This is a genomic window from Candidatus Saccharibacteria bacterium, assembly GCA_016700375.1.
GTDB lineage: Bacteria > Patescibacteriota > Saccharimonadia > Saccharimonadales > UBA4665 > JAGXIT01.
Genome location: CP065016.1, coordinates 107,858 through 123,774, shown reverse-complemented (window position 1 = coordinate 123,774; position 15,917 = coordinate 107,858). Strand labels below are relative to the sequence as shown.

At 50.3% G+C, this 15,917-nt stretch carries 17 protein-coding genes and 1 tRNA gene; 1 reads left to right on the top strand and 17 read right to left on the bottom strand.

From position 1 onward, the window contains the following. Positions 1–255: 255 nt before the first annotated feature. The 10 genes from IPP75_00610 to IPP75_00565 all read right to left on the bottom strand — a co-directional run bounded on the left by IPP75_00610 (position 256) and on the right by IPP75_00565 (position 8,960). Positions 256–450 (bottom strand): hypothetical protein, encoded by a 195-nt coding sequence (locus tag IPP75_00610; protein QQS69637.1) that lies wholly within the window; start codon positions 448–450, stop codon positions 256–258. 27 nt (positions 451–477) lie between these two features. Beyond that, positions 478–1,362, bottom strand: a complete 885-nt coding sequence (locus tag IPP75_00605) for an EamA family transporter (protein ID QQS69636.1) — start codon at positions 1,360–1,362, stop codon at positions 478–480. A 33-nt stretch (positions 1,363–1,395) separates the two neighbouring features. After that, positions 1,396–1,989 (bottom strand): ATP-dependent Clp protease proteolytic subunit, encoded by a 594-nt coding sequence (locus IPP75_00600; protein QQS69635.1) that lies wholly within the window; start codon positions 1,987–1,989, stop codon positions 1,396–1,398. 607 nt (positions 1,990–2,596) lie between these two features. Further along, the gene (tig, locus tag IPP75_00595) at positions 2,597–3,886 is read right to left on the bottom strand and encodes a trigger factor (protein ID QQS69634.1); all 1,290 of its coding nucleotides are present in this window, start codon (positions 3,884–3,886) and stop codon (positions 2,597–2,599) included. Between the two features lie 38 nt (positions 3,887–3,924). Continuing rightward, positions 3,925–4,389, bottom strand: a complete 465-nt coding sequence (locus IPP75_00590) for a hypothetical protein (GenBank protein ID QQS69633.1) — start codon at positions 4,387–4,389, stop codon at positions 3,925–3,927. Continuing rightward, a complete protein-coding gene (locus IPP75_00585) occupies positions 4,386–5,750 on the bottom strand; it encodes a histidine--tRNA ligase (GenBank protein ID QQS69632.1) in 1,365 nt (454 codons plus the stop codon). The genes IPP75_00590 and IPP75_00585 overlap by 4 nt, the downstream gene beginning before the upstream one ends. A 107-nt stretch (positions 5,751–5,857) precedes the next feature. Further along, positions 5,858–7,135 carry a histidinol dehydrogenase gene (gene hisD / locus IPP75_00580; protein QQS69631.1) on the bottom strand — a complete coding sequence of 426 codons (1,278 nt, stop codon included), beginning with the start codon at positions 7,133–7,135 and terminating at the stop codon, positions 5,858–5,860. Further along, entirely contained in the window at positions 7,107–7,754 is a 648-nt protein-coding gene (locus IPP75_00575; protein QQS69630.1) for a hypothetical protein, read from the bottom strand. The genes hisD and IPP75_00575 overlap by 29 nt, the downstream gene beginning before the upstream one ends. Beyond that, a complete protein-coding gene (locus tag IPP75_00570) occupies positions 7,738–8,511 on the bottom strand; it encodes a bifunctional phosphoribosyl-AMP cyclohydrolase/phosphoribosyl-ATP diphosphatase (protein QQS69629.1) in 774 nt (257 codons plus the stop codon). The genes IPP75_00575 and IPP75_00570 overlap by 17 nt, the downstream gene beginning before the upstream one ends. Before the next feature lie 122 nt (positions 8,512–8,633). Then, the gene (locus tag IPP75_00565; GenBank protein ID QQS69628.1) at positions 8,634–8,960 is read right to left on the bottom strand and encodes a hypothetical protein; all 327 of its coding nucleotides are present in this window, start codon (positions 8,958–8,960) and stop codon (positions 8,634–8,636) included. Positions 8,961–9,117: 157 nt separating this feature from the next. Between IPP75_00565 and IPP75_00560 the strand changes: the two genes are divergently transcribed. Next, complete coding sequence (locus IPP75_00560) at positions 9,118–9,528, top strand: hypothetical protein (protein QQS69627.1); 411 nt, start codon at positions 9,118–9,120, stop codon at positions 9,526–9,528. Here IPP75_00560 and IPP75_00555 read toward each other — a convergent pair. The 7 genes from IPP75_00555 to IPP75_00525 all read right to left on the bottom strand — a co-directional run bounded on the left by IPP75_00555 (position 9,525) and on the right by IPP75_00525 (position 15,896). Beyond that, positions 9,525–10,430, bottom strand: coding sequence for an SPFH domain-containing protein (locus IPP75_00555; GenBank protein ID QQS69626.1), 906 nt, complete (start codon positions 10,428–10,430; stop codon positions 9,525–9,527). The genes IPP75_00560 and IPP75_00555 overlap by 4 nt on opposite strands. A gap of 263 nt (positions 10,431–10,693) precedes the next feature. After that, complete coding sequence (locus IPP75_00550; protein ID QQS69625.1) at positions 10,694–11,548, bottom strand: DMT family transporter; 855 nt, start codon at positions 11,546–11,548, stop codon at positions 10,694–10,696. A 185-nt stretch (positions 11,549–11,733) separates the two neighbouring features. Continuing rightward, positions 11,734–11,817, bottom strand: a tRNA-Leu gene (locus tag IPP75_00545). A 15-nt stretch (positions 11,818–11,832) separates the two neighbouring features. Further along, on the bottom strand, positions 11,833–12,366 hold the full coding sequence (locus tag IPP75_00540; protein QQS69624.1) for an RsmD family RNA methyltransferase: 534 nt from the start codon (positions 12,364–12,366) through the stop codon (positions 11,833–11,835). Further along, positions 12,363–13,193, bottom strand: coding sequence for a hypothetical protein (locus IPP75_00535; protein QQS69623.1), 831 nt, complete (start codon positions 13,191–13,193; stop codon positions 12,363–12,365). The genes IPP75_00540 and IPP75_00535 overlap by 4 nt, the downstream gene beginning before the upstream one ends. Continuing rightward, entirely contained in the window at positions 13,193–15,232 is a 2,040-nt protein-coding gene (gene recG / locus IPP75_00530; protein QQS69622.1) for an ATP-dependent DNA helicase RecG, read from the bottom strand. The genes IPP75_00535 and recG overlap by 1 nt, the downstream gene beginning before the upstream one ends. A gap of 121 nt (positions 15,233–15,353) precedes the next feature. Next, positions 15,354–15,896 (bottom strand): DUF3800 domain-containing protein, encoded by a 543-nt coding sequence (locus IPP75_00525; GenBank protein QQS69621.1) that lies wholly within the window; start codon positions 15,894–15,896, stop codon positions 15,354–15,356. Between the last annotated feature and the right edge of the window lie 21 nt (positions 15,897–15,917).

The following is a 15,917-nucleotide window of genomic DNA, read 5'->3' as shown; positions in this document are numbered from 1 at the left end:
TCTTACACTACTTCTTACCATATAGCGTACAGAGTTGTCCGCTTAGAGTCAATAGTTTGCAGTGATAAACCTCACAGATTTTCGAGTGGGATACCGGTCTTTGCTGAAACCTTGCGAGCCCATTCTAGTAATCGCTCAACTGAATCTCAAAACCTCCAAAGTGTCATTCCCGCGAAGGCGGGAATCCAGTATATATTTCTGGATCCCAGCCTGCGCTGGGATGACAGCACGGTATAGCAGGAAGGGTTTTGAGATTCAGGTTCGCTCAAATTGACTATCGCGCGCCGCCATATTTGTGTCATGGCTATCAAGACGTTTTATGAAACTATCGATTGCATTTGTGAGTGAATCAAGACTATGCTGCGATGCTTTCTCGTCAAGCTTGCGATTGACGGTCTCAAATTGTTCACTAACATACCGAAATAGTTTTGAGAATTCGTCTTCGCTCATACACTGAATTATACTCCAACCAAGCCATTACCCAAAACTCAGTAGCGGCAAACCGACACTGATGAGTCCAACCCCATACCACTGCTTACGGCTGACTTTTTCGCGGAATAGCCATGCGCCTATGAGCATCATTGGTACTACCTGAGCGCTTTTTACCGAAGTAACATAGCCTACCGTAGGAGCTAGTAGTTTTGCCTGGTACGTTGCAGTTAGGTTCACCGTGTAGGTTAGTCCGACAAAAAGTAGCGGCCAGAGGTACAATTTAATATTTTTATAGGTCGCCTTCCAGTATGTTTTTGCTGTCCGGGCTTTCAATAGTACTGCGAGCATGAGCAGCAACGGTACCGTTAGTAGCGAAGAATACAGATTAAACGTCGTCGCATTCGCCTCCCGAAGCGGGAAAAGTTCTGTATTGCCATAAATTGCTCGCAGGACAACCACACCCAGTATGAGCCACAATGCCACGGTATTTTGACGTCGAACTTGGGTATGTTTTTGTTTATCCCTATGAACAACCGTCGCACCAATAACTATCAGCACGGCGCCCGTTATGCCGACTATAGTAGGCTGCTGGTGCAGTATAACCACCGAGCCAGCAATCACGCCTATACCGGTCAGCGAAATGAGCGGAGCAACATGAGATACATCGGCAAGGCTGAGCGCTTTAAAGTACAAAAATAAATCCAACGCCCCGCACACCGCATATAGACTAGTCCAAAACCAAAAATGCCCAGAAAGCTCCTGCGGCCAGTAAAATGGCATGAGCACAAGACTTACAGCAATAAACGGTAACGCAAAAGCCTGCTGCATCCACGTCAGAGCCAAGCTATCGATGTTCTTGGTAAGCCCCTTTTCCACCGAACGCCGAACGACCAACATGCACAGCGCTAAGAGCGCCAAAGCAAACCACATGCCCAGCATTATACGTTGTAATTTCTCTGGTGGCTATTGTTTTGGAATGACCGCAAGAACCGTGTCGACCAGACCGTATTTGGCAGCTTCATTGGCGGTCATCCAGCGGTCGCGCTCCATGTCTTCGTGGATTTTTTCTAGCTTTTGGCCGGTGTTATTGGCCATTATCTCTTCAAGTAGTTTTTTCACACGGAGCGATTCGCGGAGGTCAATTTCTTGGTCGGTTACCTTACCGCGCGTACCGCTCGATGGCTGATGAATCATGACAGTGGCGTTTGGTAGCAAGAAACGCTTGCCTTTTGTACCGCTGCTCAGAAGAAACGCAGCCGCAGAAGCTTGTACACCAATGCCAAACGTCTGCACGTCGTTGGCTATGTAGTGCATAGTGTCGTATATGGCTAGGGCGTCATACACGCTGCCACCCGGGCTGTTTATGTAGAGGAATATGTCTTTCTTAGCATCTTCCGCTTGTAGGAAAAGCAGTTGCGCCACAATCAGATTTGCCGTCGTTTCGTTTATTTCGCTGCCAATGAATATAATTCTATCTTTCAGTAGCCGGCTATATATATCGTAAGCCCGCTCATACCGGCCCTCACTTTCAATAACTGTTGGGACTAGCACGCTCATGTTTCACCTCATTTCATACTGTGACCCCAGATTAATTTCACCTGGGATTAATCGTTACCTGTTAAGTATAGCCAAATTAGCACTCTCAAGTCAAGAGTGCCAACTTATCGTTTATGTAATCTCTACCCTGGACTCAGCCGGTAAAGAGCCGTACGTATTACTATCGCCTGTGGGGACGCAATCAGGCCATTTTAGTTCGTAACCTTTGAGCATAGAAGTTAAGACACTACCTACAAATCCCCTTAATACATCATGTGTTCTGACTATACCACTCAAACTTTTTTCGACGCCTATATCCATATTATGATTATAACATACTTGCTTTCTTTAGTCCATACCTTTATGCCCATGGTTTCTGCGGGGATAAGTCAATACATAATTTCAATTGCCCTTGTGTTATGAGGTCTAAGACTGGGGAACAGTTTCAGAAGATGGATTAGTCGTATCAGGGGCAAAACCTGCGACATTACCGTAATCCACAAATCCAGATAGACCCTTAATCCATGGAAATCCCCGAATACAATCCCTTACCTTCCTGATGGCCGTTGGAATGAGCTCGTGACTTGTATCTATGGGTGGCACGGGTAACTGTTCGTGAAATGAAATGTTAATTCTTCTTTACCGTGTAGCTCACAAGGGTGGCGATGGTTTTTTCGGTGAGCATGCGGCTCAATATATCTCGTTTGTTTTCGGGTTTTTCAAGCTCGGTGAGCATTTGCTGGTCGGTGTATTGCTTTTTGAGCTCGCTCAGGCGGGCATCAAACTCCTCTTGGCTTACCCGTACACCTTCCTTTTCGGCAACTTCGCCGAGCGCAATGCCGGTTTTTACCCGCAGTGCGGCTTGTTCGCGGTGGCTTTCACGGTGTTCTTCTTCGGTTTTACCCTCGGCCTTCAAGTGTTCTTGCCATGTCTGGCCACGGTACATGAGGTTGCGCTTTTCTTCCTCATCCATTCGGTCAATTTCTTGTTCGACAAGACTATCTGGCATAGCGATCTGGGCTTTTTGCCCAAGCTGTTCAAGCACATCGCTCTCGAGCTTCGCCTGCGCTTCTCGTTCCTTTTCGGCACCCATTTGCTTCCGAATATCGGTTCGCAGTTCGGCAACACTCTTAAATGGCCCGACACTTGCCGCAAACGCCGCATCTAGTTTGGGCAAAACGCGTTCTTTTACGAGTTTTACGGTGACAGTAAAGGTTACTTTTTTATTTTGAAGCTGCGCTGCACCGTAATCTTTTGGAAACGTTACGTCAAATGTTTTAGCATCACCAGCCTTGAGACCGAGCAGCTCTGGTTCAAAGCCCGGTATAAAGGTGTTGCTCCCGAGCACAAGCGGATAGTCTTCGCCCTTGGCACCCTCAATTTCTTCCTGAGATTTCGCATCCACGCCTGCAAAGTCTATAGTAACTTCATCGCCGTCTGCGGCTGCGCGTTTTACTTCATTTTTCGTCGCACTGCGTGCCAACAAGTCATCGACTACGGCCTCTATTTCTGCGTCCGTTACCGCTGCAACCTTTTTCTCGACCTTAAATTTCTTATAGTCGGGTAATTTCACCTCACCCACTACCTCAACAGTCGCGTTCATCTCTAAGGTAGTAAATGGTACAAACTTCGTCAGGCTTACCTCGGGTTGGGCAACTGGTCGCAGTTTTTCCTGCTCCAACCCGGCAGTGTAGAGTTCATTCACCACATGGTCAATCACCTTGTTTTGCAACAACTGCTGGTCAACAACCTTTTCGACCATGGCAGCCGGTGCGTGTCCTTTGCGGAAGCCCGCGAGTTTGACTTCTTTGGCTAGCTCGGTCAGCACCACTTGTTTGGCAGGGGCAAGTTCATCGCTCCCTGCGGTTATCGTTAGCTGTACAGTAGTTGGGTTGAGTTGTTTTTTCGTAATTTGCATAGTAAGTTACTGTACCAGATACCACCGAAGATTACCAGCTACCGCAGGAACCGTACGAACAGGCTCAGTACGGTAATAAGCCAAGCCAGTTCTATCCAAGCACCCCAGATTCGCTCTGTCTGGATGCCCCTATGAAACCGCCGAAACGCGTTCCACTGCGTTTTTTTCGAACTCCAACCATTTACCTCAATAAACCGTGGCAAGGAATATAGGTCAGGTGACGCCGCTACGAATGCGCAAACCGCCCCAAGCAACCAATATTCTGGCCGTATCAGCCACAGGGTAAGCACGACTCCAAAACACAGGAGTGCTTCGACACTTAGCAATGCCTTAAACGCAGGACGCCAAAGCAATTCTTCGTCAGACAGCTTCCCCTTAAACCCGAAGTGCGGCACCGCATCAAGCACAAAGTGAGACACAAAGGCAGCCGGCAGCGCCAGCCAGGGGTTACCTATGCTAAGGCCAATAAGGGCGCCTGTTAGCGCATGGTTCGTTGCGGTCATACGTCGAAGTCGTCTGCGTCGGTCTCTGCTGGCGCCACTTTTGGTACGGCGTGCTTACGGCGTCGGTCGCGCAGCATGGCCACAATACGCTCGCTACCGTGCGTTTCCTCTGCGCCCGTTTCGAGGTTTTTCAGCTTATAACGGTCGTCGGCCACTTCTGCATCGCCAATGAAAATAATGTGGTCTATGCCTTTTTTCACCGCCGTCTTTATTTGTTTTTCCAGTTTGCGTCCCGTGGTATCCACCGCTATACGGAGGCCGTCCTCCCGGAAACGCGCCAGCACGCCCTGGGCTTTTTCGTACATGTTTTCACCCAGCAGCACCACGTAGGCATCTGTTTCGGGCGCAAGCACAGGAATAAGCTCGTGTCCTTCCAGGAAATTCTGTAATGTCACGTCGCCCATACCGAAGCCCACCGTTGGCACTGGCTCAACGCCAAACATGCCAACCAGCCCATCGTATCGACCGCCGCCAAACATGCTGCGGTTATTTTCGGGGTGTTCGTCGAACACCTCAAACACTATGTCGGTGTAGTAATCAAAGCCTCGCATGAGCGTGATGTCAAAGCGAACGTTCGTCACCTTAGACTCGGCGAGCAAATCGCTCAGCTGCTTTAGTGCTAACACTGATGGCAAAGATTCGACACCTGGCGGCAAATCGTTCAGTTTTTTTGCCTTGAGGAGCTCGGTTAGTTTCGTCAGTACACCGTTTTCCCGTTGCGTGGGCGTCAAAATAGCATCGGCCTGTGCGTAAAAGCTTTCGTCTTCCATTTTGTGCATGCGGTCTATGAGTCGCACCAGCATTTCTTGTTGCGTATCGCTCATACCTAGATAGTCACGGAACAGGTAGTTGATGAGCTTGCGGCTGTTTACCTTTATGGTGTACATCTCCGGCTTAGCCCCGTAGCTCCGCATAATCCGGTCGGCGAGCACAATGATTTCGTGCTCCGCCTCTATACCCTCTACCCCAAAGATGTCGACGTTGAGCTGCCAGAACTCGCGCAAGCGCCCCCGCTGCATCCGCTCGTAGCGCCAGACGTTTGGTATGGAGTACCAGCGCGCTGGGTACGCCAGTTCTTGACGACGCCCGGCAACCATACGGCTGACCGTCGGCGTCATCTCGGTTCGAATGGTCACGCTGCGGCCGCCGCGGTCCAAGAACGTGTAGGTTTGCTCGTCTATAATTTCTTGGTTACCCTTTGCCAAAAACAGGTCCGTCGGCTCAAGCACCGGCGCGTCGTACTCTTCGTAGCCAAAGGTTTCACACACCTCGCGCATCTTCGCGAACATGTATTTTTGCAAACGCTTTTCTTCGGGGTAAAAATCCCGCGCACCCTTATATGGTTGTACCGATAGTATCATATGCCTCCTAGTATACAGAGTTAAGAGTTAAGAGTTAAGAGTTAAGAGTTAAGAGTTAAGAGCTTCTCTGCGTCAAGGACGGACCCTGACGCAGTGCTGGGCCGTGCTCATTCGAGACGGATTGAGACTGCACGAGCGTGGGCAGTCAGACCTTCGGCGCTCGCAAGCGGCAAAATAGCTGGCGCCAGCGTGCGCAAGCCTAAAGGCGAAATCGACTGAAAACTAATGGTTTTTTGAAACGATGCAACCGAAACGCCACTGTTTGTTTTCGCCCATCCGGCTGTGGGCAAGGTGTGGTTTGTACCGCTCGCGTAGTCGCCCGCGCTTTCTGGCGAATATGAACCAATGAAGAGCGAACCGGCATTTTGCACGCGGCTTGCCCAATCCTCAGCCTCAGCAACTTGCATAATCCAGTGCTCGGGCGCGTAGGTGTTTGCAAAGGCAACAGCTTGTTCTATGTCGGGAAACCAGACACTCAGCGACTGCTTGAGGGCTTGGGCAGCAATTTCACTTCGTTCGAGTAAGCGTATCTGGCGAAAAAGCTCTTTCTTCACTTCATTTTGCAAACGACGCGACGTTGTGACCAGTACAACTTGGCTGTCTGAGCCGTGTTCGGCCTGGCTAAGGAGGTCGGCCGCCACAAAGTCAGGTCGGGCGGTTTCGTCTGCTAGCACAAGGACCTCAGACGGCCCGGCCGGCATGTCCTTGGCCACACCGTAACGCTCAGCGTAGTTTTTTGCCGCGGTCACGTACTGATTGCCCGGCCCGAACAGTTTATTGACACGCGGCACTGTTTCTGTACCAAGTGTCATGGCTGCAATGGCTTGTGCACCGCCGGCCGTATACAACTGGTTTACACCGCACTTTGCCGCTGCATAGCGGATTGCTTGGTCGATTTTTCCAGATTTGTTCGGCGGCGTACACACCACAACCTCACGGCAGCCCGCAATCTGCGCCGGCACGCCGAGCATCAGCATAGTCGACACCAGGGGAGCTGAACCACAAGGCACATACAACCCAACTCGCTCAATCGCACGCGGCTCTTGCCAGCACACGACGCCAGGCTGCGTTTCGACCCGGCGTATATCGTGTTCAGCTTGGAGCGTGTGAAATTTCCAAATATTTTGGTAGGCCATATCGATAGCCTGTTTTAGGTCACTGTCTAAGCTGCTGCTTTCCTCGGCTTCACCGCGGAGGGGCACTTTCACATCGGTGAGTTTCACCCCATCGTACAATTCGGTGAGTGCGTACAGGGCACTGTCACCGCCCTGTTTCACCTGCTCAAACACCGCGCCAATGGTTTCATCCAGCACACCTCGTGCCAAAGACGGTCTTTGGCATAGTCGCTCCCATCCTTCACGCGGCGGGTTTATACGCGTCTGCATCTTGCCTCCTAAAAATGACTTCTGGGTAAATTTTGGCGAGTTCAAACACCTCCAGTGCCCCTAGCTTCCGAGCCGTTTCGCCGCTCACAACTCTATCTGCGACCGCTCCAATGCCACTATCTCGCATAGTGGCTTCGCCCTTGCCGCTTATGGAAATATCCCTCATTGGTACCAAAGGTAAATCTCGGCCAGCTGCAATCATGCCCAGATAGTTCGGGAATGACGCCGGTACATAACGGGGATTGCGAGCATAGCGTGACGTTCGCTCAAGAAATGCTCGCCAGTCCTCGGCACTCTCTTCGAGCGCTAAGATGCTGTAACGGCAGATACTTTTCCCGACGCGGATTGATTGGAGCGCATCAACCCCCGCCTCTGCGACAAGCTCTGTCGAACATATCGCTATATCACCCCATCCAGCAGCAATCTGACTTGACATGTCGCTGCCTGGCACCAGCCGGAAACTCCGACCGTTACTTCGCACATACTCTGTATCCCAAACGGTTAGTGGTACCTCAACTCCGGTTGTCTCAGTAAACGCAGCAACAGCGCTGAGCGCATCACGACTCTTTGGCACCAGTATTCGTTCAGCAGAAACGGCAATATCACGCAGCAGTTCCATCTTGGGCTCCTTTGCCGGGCAGATTGAAGCGCTCGTCGCTGCCCGCTCGTTTACCCTGATTGCGACCAATAAGAATCTCCGTTACACCGGTCAGAGAAATTTGTTTGCCTCGGCTCAGTGCCATGGTAATCGCCGCGAAAATAACATCTGCGAGCTCATTTTCAGCCAACGTGGCTTCCTGTTCTATTGCTGACTGCACAAATTCCATGACCTCTTCGCCGAGCTTCTTTGCGGCTTTATTTGGGTCACGAAGCAGATTAAGTGAGTAGCTCTGTTTTGAAGCGTCATCGAACTCTGCCATTCGTTCCTCAAAAGTTGCATCAATCTCCGCAATCATTGTGCCAATTTTCCACCGACGCCGGTACGTTTCTACATCGCCAACAATCTTTTTTCCCTCGCCATCGAAGCACGTCCGATTCCCCTCGCTACAAGTGGGACCGGCAGGTCGAGCGACCACAACAAGCGTGTCGCCACCTTCGCAATCTTTAGCCATGGCTTTCAGGCGTAAAAAGTTGCCAGATGTTTCACCTTTCGTCCAGAGCTCATCACGAGTTCGGCTCCAAAACGTCACATTGCCGGTTTCTAGTGTTTTTTCAAGGGATTCAGGGTTCATCCACCCCACCATCAGCACCCCTCCATCGGCTTCATCCTGCACAACCGCCGGCACCATGCCACCTTGTTTCTTCCAGTCGAGTTCGGGCAGCTCAAATGTGGGCCGCTCGTCACAAACTGAGTCTGCATTTATCATTTCTTTCATTTCAAATCTCCTTACAATTGTCTAGTTCTGGATGCTATAGCATGAGAAACTAGAATAGTTAATTCTTAACAAAGCAAAACGCCGGAGCTTGTCCGGCGGTACTTTTTCGAAAAAAGAGATGACTACCTAGACAAGTCCGGCGAGAGATGAGCGTGATGAATGTTTTCTATGACAGTGCGGTAGCCACCTGAACCGTTCTGTAGCCAATCGCTGATGCGCGCTACCGTACGGCTACTCAGTTTCGTTCGTTTGATAATATTCGTATAGGACTCGCCAGCTGAAAGCATTCTAGCAGCCTCAAAACGGGCACTGATTTCTATTATTTCCTTTTCTGTCATAACATCGCGCAAAAAAGCTTGCATGGTAGGCACTTCGGCAATATCTGTCAGTACCTCAGCCAGCTGCTGAGTCATCGCTTCTTCCATAACCGATATATCATACGTTTTCATCCAGACCACTTTACCAAACTAAAGTGCCTGTGTCAACAACTTCTATAAAAAAGGGTCGCACTGTAATTAATAAAGTTAAAGCCTATGAGTTTCGGTATTGACAGAGCTCTAGCCCAAGAGTAATTTACAGTGAGAATTATCAGGAATAAGTATTTATATGAAATTTACACAAGAAGCCGCCGCCTTACAGCACGACGACACAGTTAGGGGAGTAGAGCCTGCAATTGCAGATGTCTTGGCGCTGGTTTCAGACCGCTCCCTGCGTGGCATACGAGATGATTTACAAAGCAGCTATGACGCGATTGGCGCCGCAGCGCTAAATGTGCGGAGAGAGGTTGGCGAAAGACAAGTCCAAAATTGCAATCCGACTGTTATCACCGAATTACTGTGTGGAGACCCCCTATCGAGAGCCCACGAACGGGAAATGCTAGCTAGACTTAAAGGTGTTAGCAGTGCATACATTTCTGAACGAGTGGGGCTCAGAAGAGAAATTGCGCTGCTTAATGGTCGAATAGCAGTTGAGGCAGGTTTAGCTAAGGGACAAAGGTTGCAAGCCCCTGAAGTTTAAGCCTGAGTTTTGGTGGCCTTGTTCACCTGCTCAGCAGTAATCATGGCGTTGCGGATTTGGTCGCTCATGTCGGTCATGCCACCGGGGCCGTGAGGGATAAGGATGGTACTGTTTTTGCCACTCATGCCTAGTTCTTTGATGGTGTCAAAATACTGCGTCATCATTACCAGGTTCATAACGTCTTGGCTGTTCACACCGTTCACGGCGCTACTAAAGTTTTCGACCGACTCTTTCAGCCCTTCTATGATGGCCTTGCGCTGGTTTGCAATACCTTGTCCCTGTAGCGCCTTACTTTCGGCTTCACCTTCGGCAGCCTTCACCACACGAATTTTATCTGCCTCGGCCTGCTGTATGGCTGCTTCACGCAGACGCTGTGCAGCGTTAATTTCATTCATACTCACTTTGACTTTTTCGTCGGGATTGATGTCTGTCACCAAGGCTTTTACTATGGCATACCCGAAGTCGTCCATAACTGTGTCGAGCTCTGCCTTCACCGCGGTAGCAATGTCGTCCTTCATTTCGAACAACTGGTCTAGGTTAACTGCCGGCACACGGGCACGTACGGTGTCGAACACATAAGCCGTAATCTGTTCCTGGGGGTTCTGCAGTTTATAAAACGCATCGACTGCCTTTTCGGCTGGCACAAAGTACTGCACACTCACAATAACAAAGACGAACACATTGTCCTTCGTTTTTGTCTCTACCTGAACGTCTAGCTGCTGCACGCGCAGGTTCACACGCCCAGCAATTTGGTCAATAAGCGGAATTTTGAAATTAAGTCCGGCTTTCGAGGCCTTTTTGAACCGACCAAACCGCTCCACGATAGCAATCGTTTGCTGTTTGACCGTAAATAACCCCGTTGCTAGCAAAATGATTAGTATTACCGCTATCACCCAAGCCATAAACCCTCCTTTGTTATGCCGAAATTATAGCAGACTAGCGGGCGTTCTTATAAAAACTAGCAATGATTGATGGAAGCCCAACGGCCAAGATTGCAAGCGCCCACACCGTCAGTGTTCTTATGTCATTATTTGAGTTTGGTGCCAATATAACTGTCTGCATTCTATCCCCAAGTGCGCCACGCCCAGCCAGACTTTATTGCATTTTGAATTTTCCGCTCCAAGTTTTTTTTGACTTTGGGAAAAGTCACGGATAACGGTGTCGGCTAGAAGCTTATAATTAGCGCAACCCCCACGAAACACACGACAGCAGCAACAATTTTCCAGCGCAAACGTTCTCTCTCGCCTAAGAATATAATCGCAATAATAACACTCAATATTGCACTGGTTTGAAGCAAGGGCGCAATAATGCTGACGTTTCCGCGCTGATAGGCTGCCAGAGAAGCAAGATTATCAACTGCCCAAATAACGGCCAGAAAAAGCATTTTAAGGAGTAAATCGCCCGAAATAAGATGTTTGGCAGTTTGTGCGAGTTTCGGCCGGATGAGTAGGAAAATTAGCGGAGTTCCGAAGAAACTTATCATTGTCCACGTTAGTAGGTCGGAATGCTTGCCGATATATACCCACATTGATGAAGCAATTCCGAATATTAAACCGACGAGCAGACCCATAGCGACAGACTTTTCAACATGAATTTTACGCTTCTTCCTTTCCATGAGCATCAAGAGGCTTGTCAGAATGATGACGGCACCGAGGACATCAAACATGTTCAGAGCTTCATGCAGTACAAGATAGCCCATTGCCACAACCCAAATCGTGCTTGTACCCAGCAGTGTAGAAAATATTGAAGCCTCAGCCCGCTTGAGGGTATATGCATATAAATAATGCCCAAGGCTATACAACAAGAACATTGCTGCTACCAGAAATCCGTACTTGCTAAGGTCGGGCATATGAAAGCCATTCACTAAAACAAATGGAATGAGCAGTGTACCTGTAAGGAGCTGCGAAACAACAATGAATGAAATTGGCTCGGTTTTTTCGTTGCGTAGCAAAAGCCGTTGCAGTGGCACGAGCAACGAGGCGGTGATGAGGTTGATAATGACGAATATTTCCCAAGACATAGCTGCTGTTAATATTAACAGATAGCCTGCAGATTAAGCACGCAGATAGGTCATAGAGAACGTACAGGACAGAAGAAAGTAGAGGAAAGTAGAGGGGACATAGAGGACAGTCCTCTAACTGATACTAAAATGGGGTAGGTTTGTATTTTTAAGATATAAAAAATATCACAATTATTGTGATATTTTGGTGCGCGAGAGAGGACTTGAACCTCCATGCCTTGCGGCACCAGCTCCTAAAACTGGCGTGTCTACCATTCCACCACTCGCGCGTGGACAGTGGTATTTTAGCTAATTTTGCGGTAAAAAACTAGTTGAATGTCGCCGAGAGGTTTGTGGGCAACTTGCTGCGCACCTGCAAAACCCCGCACCCGTTCAGCGCCGGGCCAAGATAGCACAAAAAGGCCTCCCGGCTTCACATGAACAAGCAGCCGTTCTAGTACATTTGGCCTAATATCGTCAAACGGCGGGTCAGCGAGCACAATATCAAACGTACTATCTTGATGGTTCCGCGACCAGCCACTAATGTTTTTTCGTAGTACACTCATCTGGCCATCAAGCCCCAGGGCCTTCACACTCGCAGTCATAGCTTTTGCCGCCTCTATGTCTATGTCTATAGCCAGTACCGAGCTAGCCCCACGGCTTAACGCCTCTATGCCTAAAGCACCGCTGCCTGCGTACGCGTCAAGAAACGTCAGCCCTTCCACATCGCCCAGCGCGTTAAAAATTGCTCCCCGGGCCTTCTCGCTCATGGGGTGCGTGCGGTGTCCCCGGGGGTTTTCAAACACGCGTCCGCCCAGTCGCCCCGCAATAACTCTCATCGTTTTGCCCGCCGCGCTTCTTTCAGCGCGCAGTGCCATATAAACGCAACTGTTAGAACAATATCCGGTATGAGTTCGCGCCGCACTTGCTTACCTAGTTTTGGCAGCCAACCGTGGCGATAAAACTGTTCGTAGTACTGGCCATCGGCAATCTTTTTCGCCTGGGATTTGAAAAATAACAGATACGGCTTTTGCCCCGTTATTACCGGAAGCTGCGTCTGCAGGCCAAGCCGACGATACCGCATGGGCAGAACCAGCAGCGCAACCCCCGCCTCAAACGCAATGTGCGTTGCCAGCAGCCCTTTATCTCCCCACATGCTCCAGTTGTTATGCATTTTTTCTCGCACGGTGTCGCCCGGCATCATCAGTTTTTCTTTGGGCGTTCGGCGGGTTTCTATTCCTTGACCTTTACGAAGCCGCTCCAGTTCCTTTTCGTATGGGTAGTGGTGCGCCGGTGTCAAACCGTCTACCACGGCATGTGCGAGCCACGCGGCTTCAAAACTTGCCCGCGTTTCGTTTCCCGAGCGAATTGCCAACACCAGTTCGTTGTAATGAGCCGAAATGATATCGAGGAGCTTGGTATCGTCTGGGTCGTATGGGTCATAGTAGTGCCATGGTTCATCCTGCGCCGGGGTTTTCCGCTTTATGGCGTCGGGGCCATTTGAACCTTCAAACGTCAGAATTTGGCGCATACGCGGGAAAGACCGAACTGCCTCTGGTGTTTCAACAGTTTGCAAATGTCGACGCGCAAGACGGTCTATTTTTTGGTGCGCCCCAAACCACCTATCCAGGTTTCGAAGCTGATGAAGGGTTGATCCAGAATACATTAGTTGAGATTCGTTACCATACGAAGTTTTGCGACATGCTTTGCAAGCTCCGGATATTGTAGCAAATTTTCTCCCTTTTCTATGAACGCTTGGGCGGCTTTGCGCGCCTCGGCAATCAGCGCCGTGTCCGAAAGCTTCACTACCCTTAGGTCGAGTGCGCCGTGTTGCAGTGCGCCGTAAATTGCCCCGGGACCTCTCAGCTCAAGGTCGAGTTCAGCAAGCCGGAAGCCGTCGTTACTCGACTCTATAGCCCGCAACCGTTTTGAGGGGGCTTTGGTGTCGCTTAGCAGCAAGTAGCACTGCGACTGCACGCTTCCCCGCCCAACTCGCCCCCGCAGCTGATGAAGCTGCGCTAGCCCAAAACGCTCGGCCGACTCTATCACCATAATGCTAGCGTTCGGCACGTCCACACCCACCTCAATAACCGTGGTTGCCACCAAAACATCGAGCTCGTGGCGTAAGAACGCCTGCATAACCGCGTCTTTCTCGCCTACCTTCATTTTCCCGTGTAGTAGTCCAATCCGCCAACCCTTGAGCTGTTTTTTTTGTAGCTCCGCGTATACATCTTCCACCGCCGCCCCTCTTACCTCTTGACTCTTATCTCTTATCTCTATCGTCGGGCACACCACAAACACCTGCCGCCCCGCCCCAATTTCACCGCGGATGCCTTCGTACAATCTGTCGCGGTTCACCGGGGATACTATTTTTGTTTCGATTGGGAGCCGCCCAGTTGGTTTATCTTTTAGTACCGAGATATCCAGTTCACCGTACAGCGTTAGGGCTAGGCTTCGTGGAATAGGCGTGGCCGTCAGTGACAAAACGTGCGGCATGTGACCCGCTTTTGCCATCAGCGTTTTTCGCTGCTCCACCCCAAATCGGTGCTGTTCATCGACTATGATGAGCCCCAGACGCAGCATATCCACTTTTTCTTGGAACAGCGCATGGGTGCCCACCAGCAACTGTGCTTTGCCACTTGCAATCTCGGCCTGCGTCTTTGCTTTGTCCTTTGCCGCCATGCTGCCGACGAGTAGATGTGGCCGCAGCCCAAACGGCTTGAGCATGGGGTGCAAGGTTGCAGCATGCTGCATGGCCAGCAGCTCGGTCGGCGCCATAAAGGCCACCTGAAATCCTTCTTTTGCCGCCATCAGCGCCACCATGGCCGCCACAACAGTCTTGCCAGACCCAACGTCGCCCTCTACGAGACGGTTCATCGGGTAGCGATGCTCCATGTCTTGGTAGGCCTGCCAAACTACCCGGCGCTGGTCATCGGTAAGCGTAAAGGGCAACGCTGCCACAAACTGTTTGGCCAGCTCGGCATTAAACGGTATGGAGAGCGCGTTTTCACGCATGCTTTCTTGTTTGTTCAGCATGCTCGCAAGACTCAGCTCAAATACTTCCTCAAACCCTAACCGGCGCCGGGCGGCAGCGAGTTGCTCCGGCGACTGCGGAAAGTGCATCGCCCCTACTGCTTCCGCGCGGGATAGCAATCCCGCCCCTGTAAAAATCCACTTGGGAAGCGTTTCGGGCAGTTCACGCAAGCTTGGTACGCACCCTGCGATGAGCTTTCGCAATTGGTTGGTAGAGATAAGCTTAGACTGTCGATACACCGGTACAATTCGCGCTGTGTTGACCGGAAACTCTTTCACCAGCTCGGCACTAGGATTCATAATCTGAAAGCGCTGATGACTCAGCTCGTACGTGCCGCTCACGTAATATTCCTGACCTGTTTTCAGAGCAGTGGCGCGGTACGGCTGGTTAAACCACACCGCTCGCACGCTGCCAGTTGCGTCTGAAAACACCGCTTCCGTAATGTGCATACCACGTCGCACATAGCGCCCAGTAGCCTGTTTCGCAGTCGCCTTAACCGTCACCGGCCCTGGCCGTAACTGTGCTATTTCCATGACCTCTGAATAATCTTCGTACCGCGTAGGCAGGTAATCAACCAAATCAAACACCGTCCGAATACCGAGCTGCCGGAGCCCCCTGGCCACGGCTTCGCCCACCCCCTTCACAACCGTCACGTCATCACTTAACAGCACAGGCCACCACCTTGACAAACCCCTTGTGATTTGCTAAGATATAAACATGGAGTAATACCTCCCGCGTTGGATCGCCATGAGCGGTCCGTTAAAGCGGGAGGTTTCCTTTTTATTATCATAATCATAGCTGTTGTATACGTGAAACTAGTTTCATAAATGATATATCACCTTGTTCGTAATAACGCCCAATTGCCCAAGCAGCAAAATCCACTGCCTGTAACTGTTTTACATCGTGCGAAGTCCGAAAGACAACTGCTCGGAGAGCGGCTTCTAGGCCATATTGTTGAATAACTTTTATGCGCTTCCTGTCGGTATCTCTTCGGTCTGCAACTATGACATGTGCCCTGTGAAATCTTCCGGCAATCAATGCAATCGCCCGGTAGTAGGCTTCTTCTAAGCTACCATGCACTTTTTGTTTATCGATTAGTACAAAATATATAGAAACTTCTAACGCCTCTAGTGTTTGCAGCACTCGACGGCGCGTCGCATCATCTACCTTATGGGCATGTAGCTCATTCAGATTATGGAACTGTGGCTTTGCCTTCCAAATAGTTGATATAGCCTTTGCAACCTTTCTATCATGCTCAGTTACAAGCGCAGCCACAATAATGTGCCTACTGGAAGTACCAGGCTCGCCACTCTCATCGATATACACATACTCCATCACTCTAAGCCTATCGCAGGC

Coding starts and splice junctions, on each gene's coding strand:
- IPP75_00610 (QQS69637.1), bottom strand. CDS start 450: ATGAGCGAAGACGAATTCTCAAAACTATTTCGGTATGTTAGTGAACAA.
- IPP75_00605 (QQS69636.1), bottom strand. CDS start 1,362: ATGTGGTTTGCTTTGGCGCTCTTAGCGCTGTGCATGTTGGTCGTTCGG.
- IPP75_00600 (QQS69635.1), bottom strand. CDS start 1,989: ATGAGCGTGCTAGTCCCAACAGTTATTGAAAGTGAGGGCCGGTATGAG.
- tig (QQS69634.1), bottom strand. CDS start 3,886: ATGCAAATTACGAAAAAACAACTCAACCCAACTACTGTACAGCTAACG.
- IPP75_00590 (QQS69633.1), bottom strand. CDS start 4,389: ATGACCGCAACGAACCATGCGCTAACAGGCGCCCTTATTGGCCTTAGC.
- IPP75_00585 (QQS69632.1), bottom strand. CDS start 5,750: ATGATACTATCGGTACAACCATATAAGGGTGCGCGGGATTTTTACCCC.
- hisD (QQS69631.1), bottom strand. CDS start 7,135: ATGCAGACGCGTATAAACCCGCCGCGTGAAGGATGGGAGCGACTATGC.
- IPP75_00575 (QQS69630.1), bottom strand. CDS start 7,754: ATGGAACTGCTGCGTGATATTGCCGTTTCTGCTGAACGAATACTGGTG.
- IPP75_00570 (QQS69629.1), bottom strand. CDS start 8,511: ATGAAAGAAATGATAAATGCAGACTCAGTTTGTGACGAGCGGCCCACA.
- IPP75_00565 (QQS69628.1), bottom strand. CDS start 8,960: ATGAAAACGTATGATATATCGGTTATGGAAGAAGCGATGACTCAGCAG.
- IPP75_00560 (QQS69627.1), top strand. CDS start 9,118: ATGAAATTTACACAAGAAGCCGCCGCCTTACAGCACGACGACACAGTT.
- IPP75_00555 (QQS69626.1), bottom strand. CDS start 10,430: ATGGCTTGGGTGATAGCGGTAATACTAATCATTTTGCTAGCAACGGGG.
- IPP75_00550 (QQS69625.1), bottom strand. CDS start 11,548: ATGTCTTGGGAAATATTCGTCATTATCAACCTCATCACCGCCTCGTTG.
- IPP75_00540 (QQS69624.1), bottom strand. CDS start 12,366: ATGAGAGTTATTGCGGGGCGACTGGGCGGACGCGTGTTTGAAAACCCC.
- IPP75_00535 (QQS69623.1), bottom strand. CDS start 13,193: ATGTATTCTGGATCAACCCTTCATCAGCTTCGAAACCTGGATAGGTGG.
- IPP75_00525 (QQS69621.1), bottom strand. CDS start 15,896: ATGGAGTATGTGTATATCGATGAGAGTGGCGAGCCTGGTACTTCCAGT.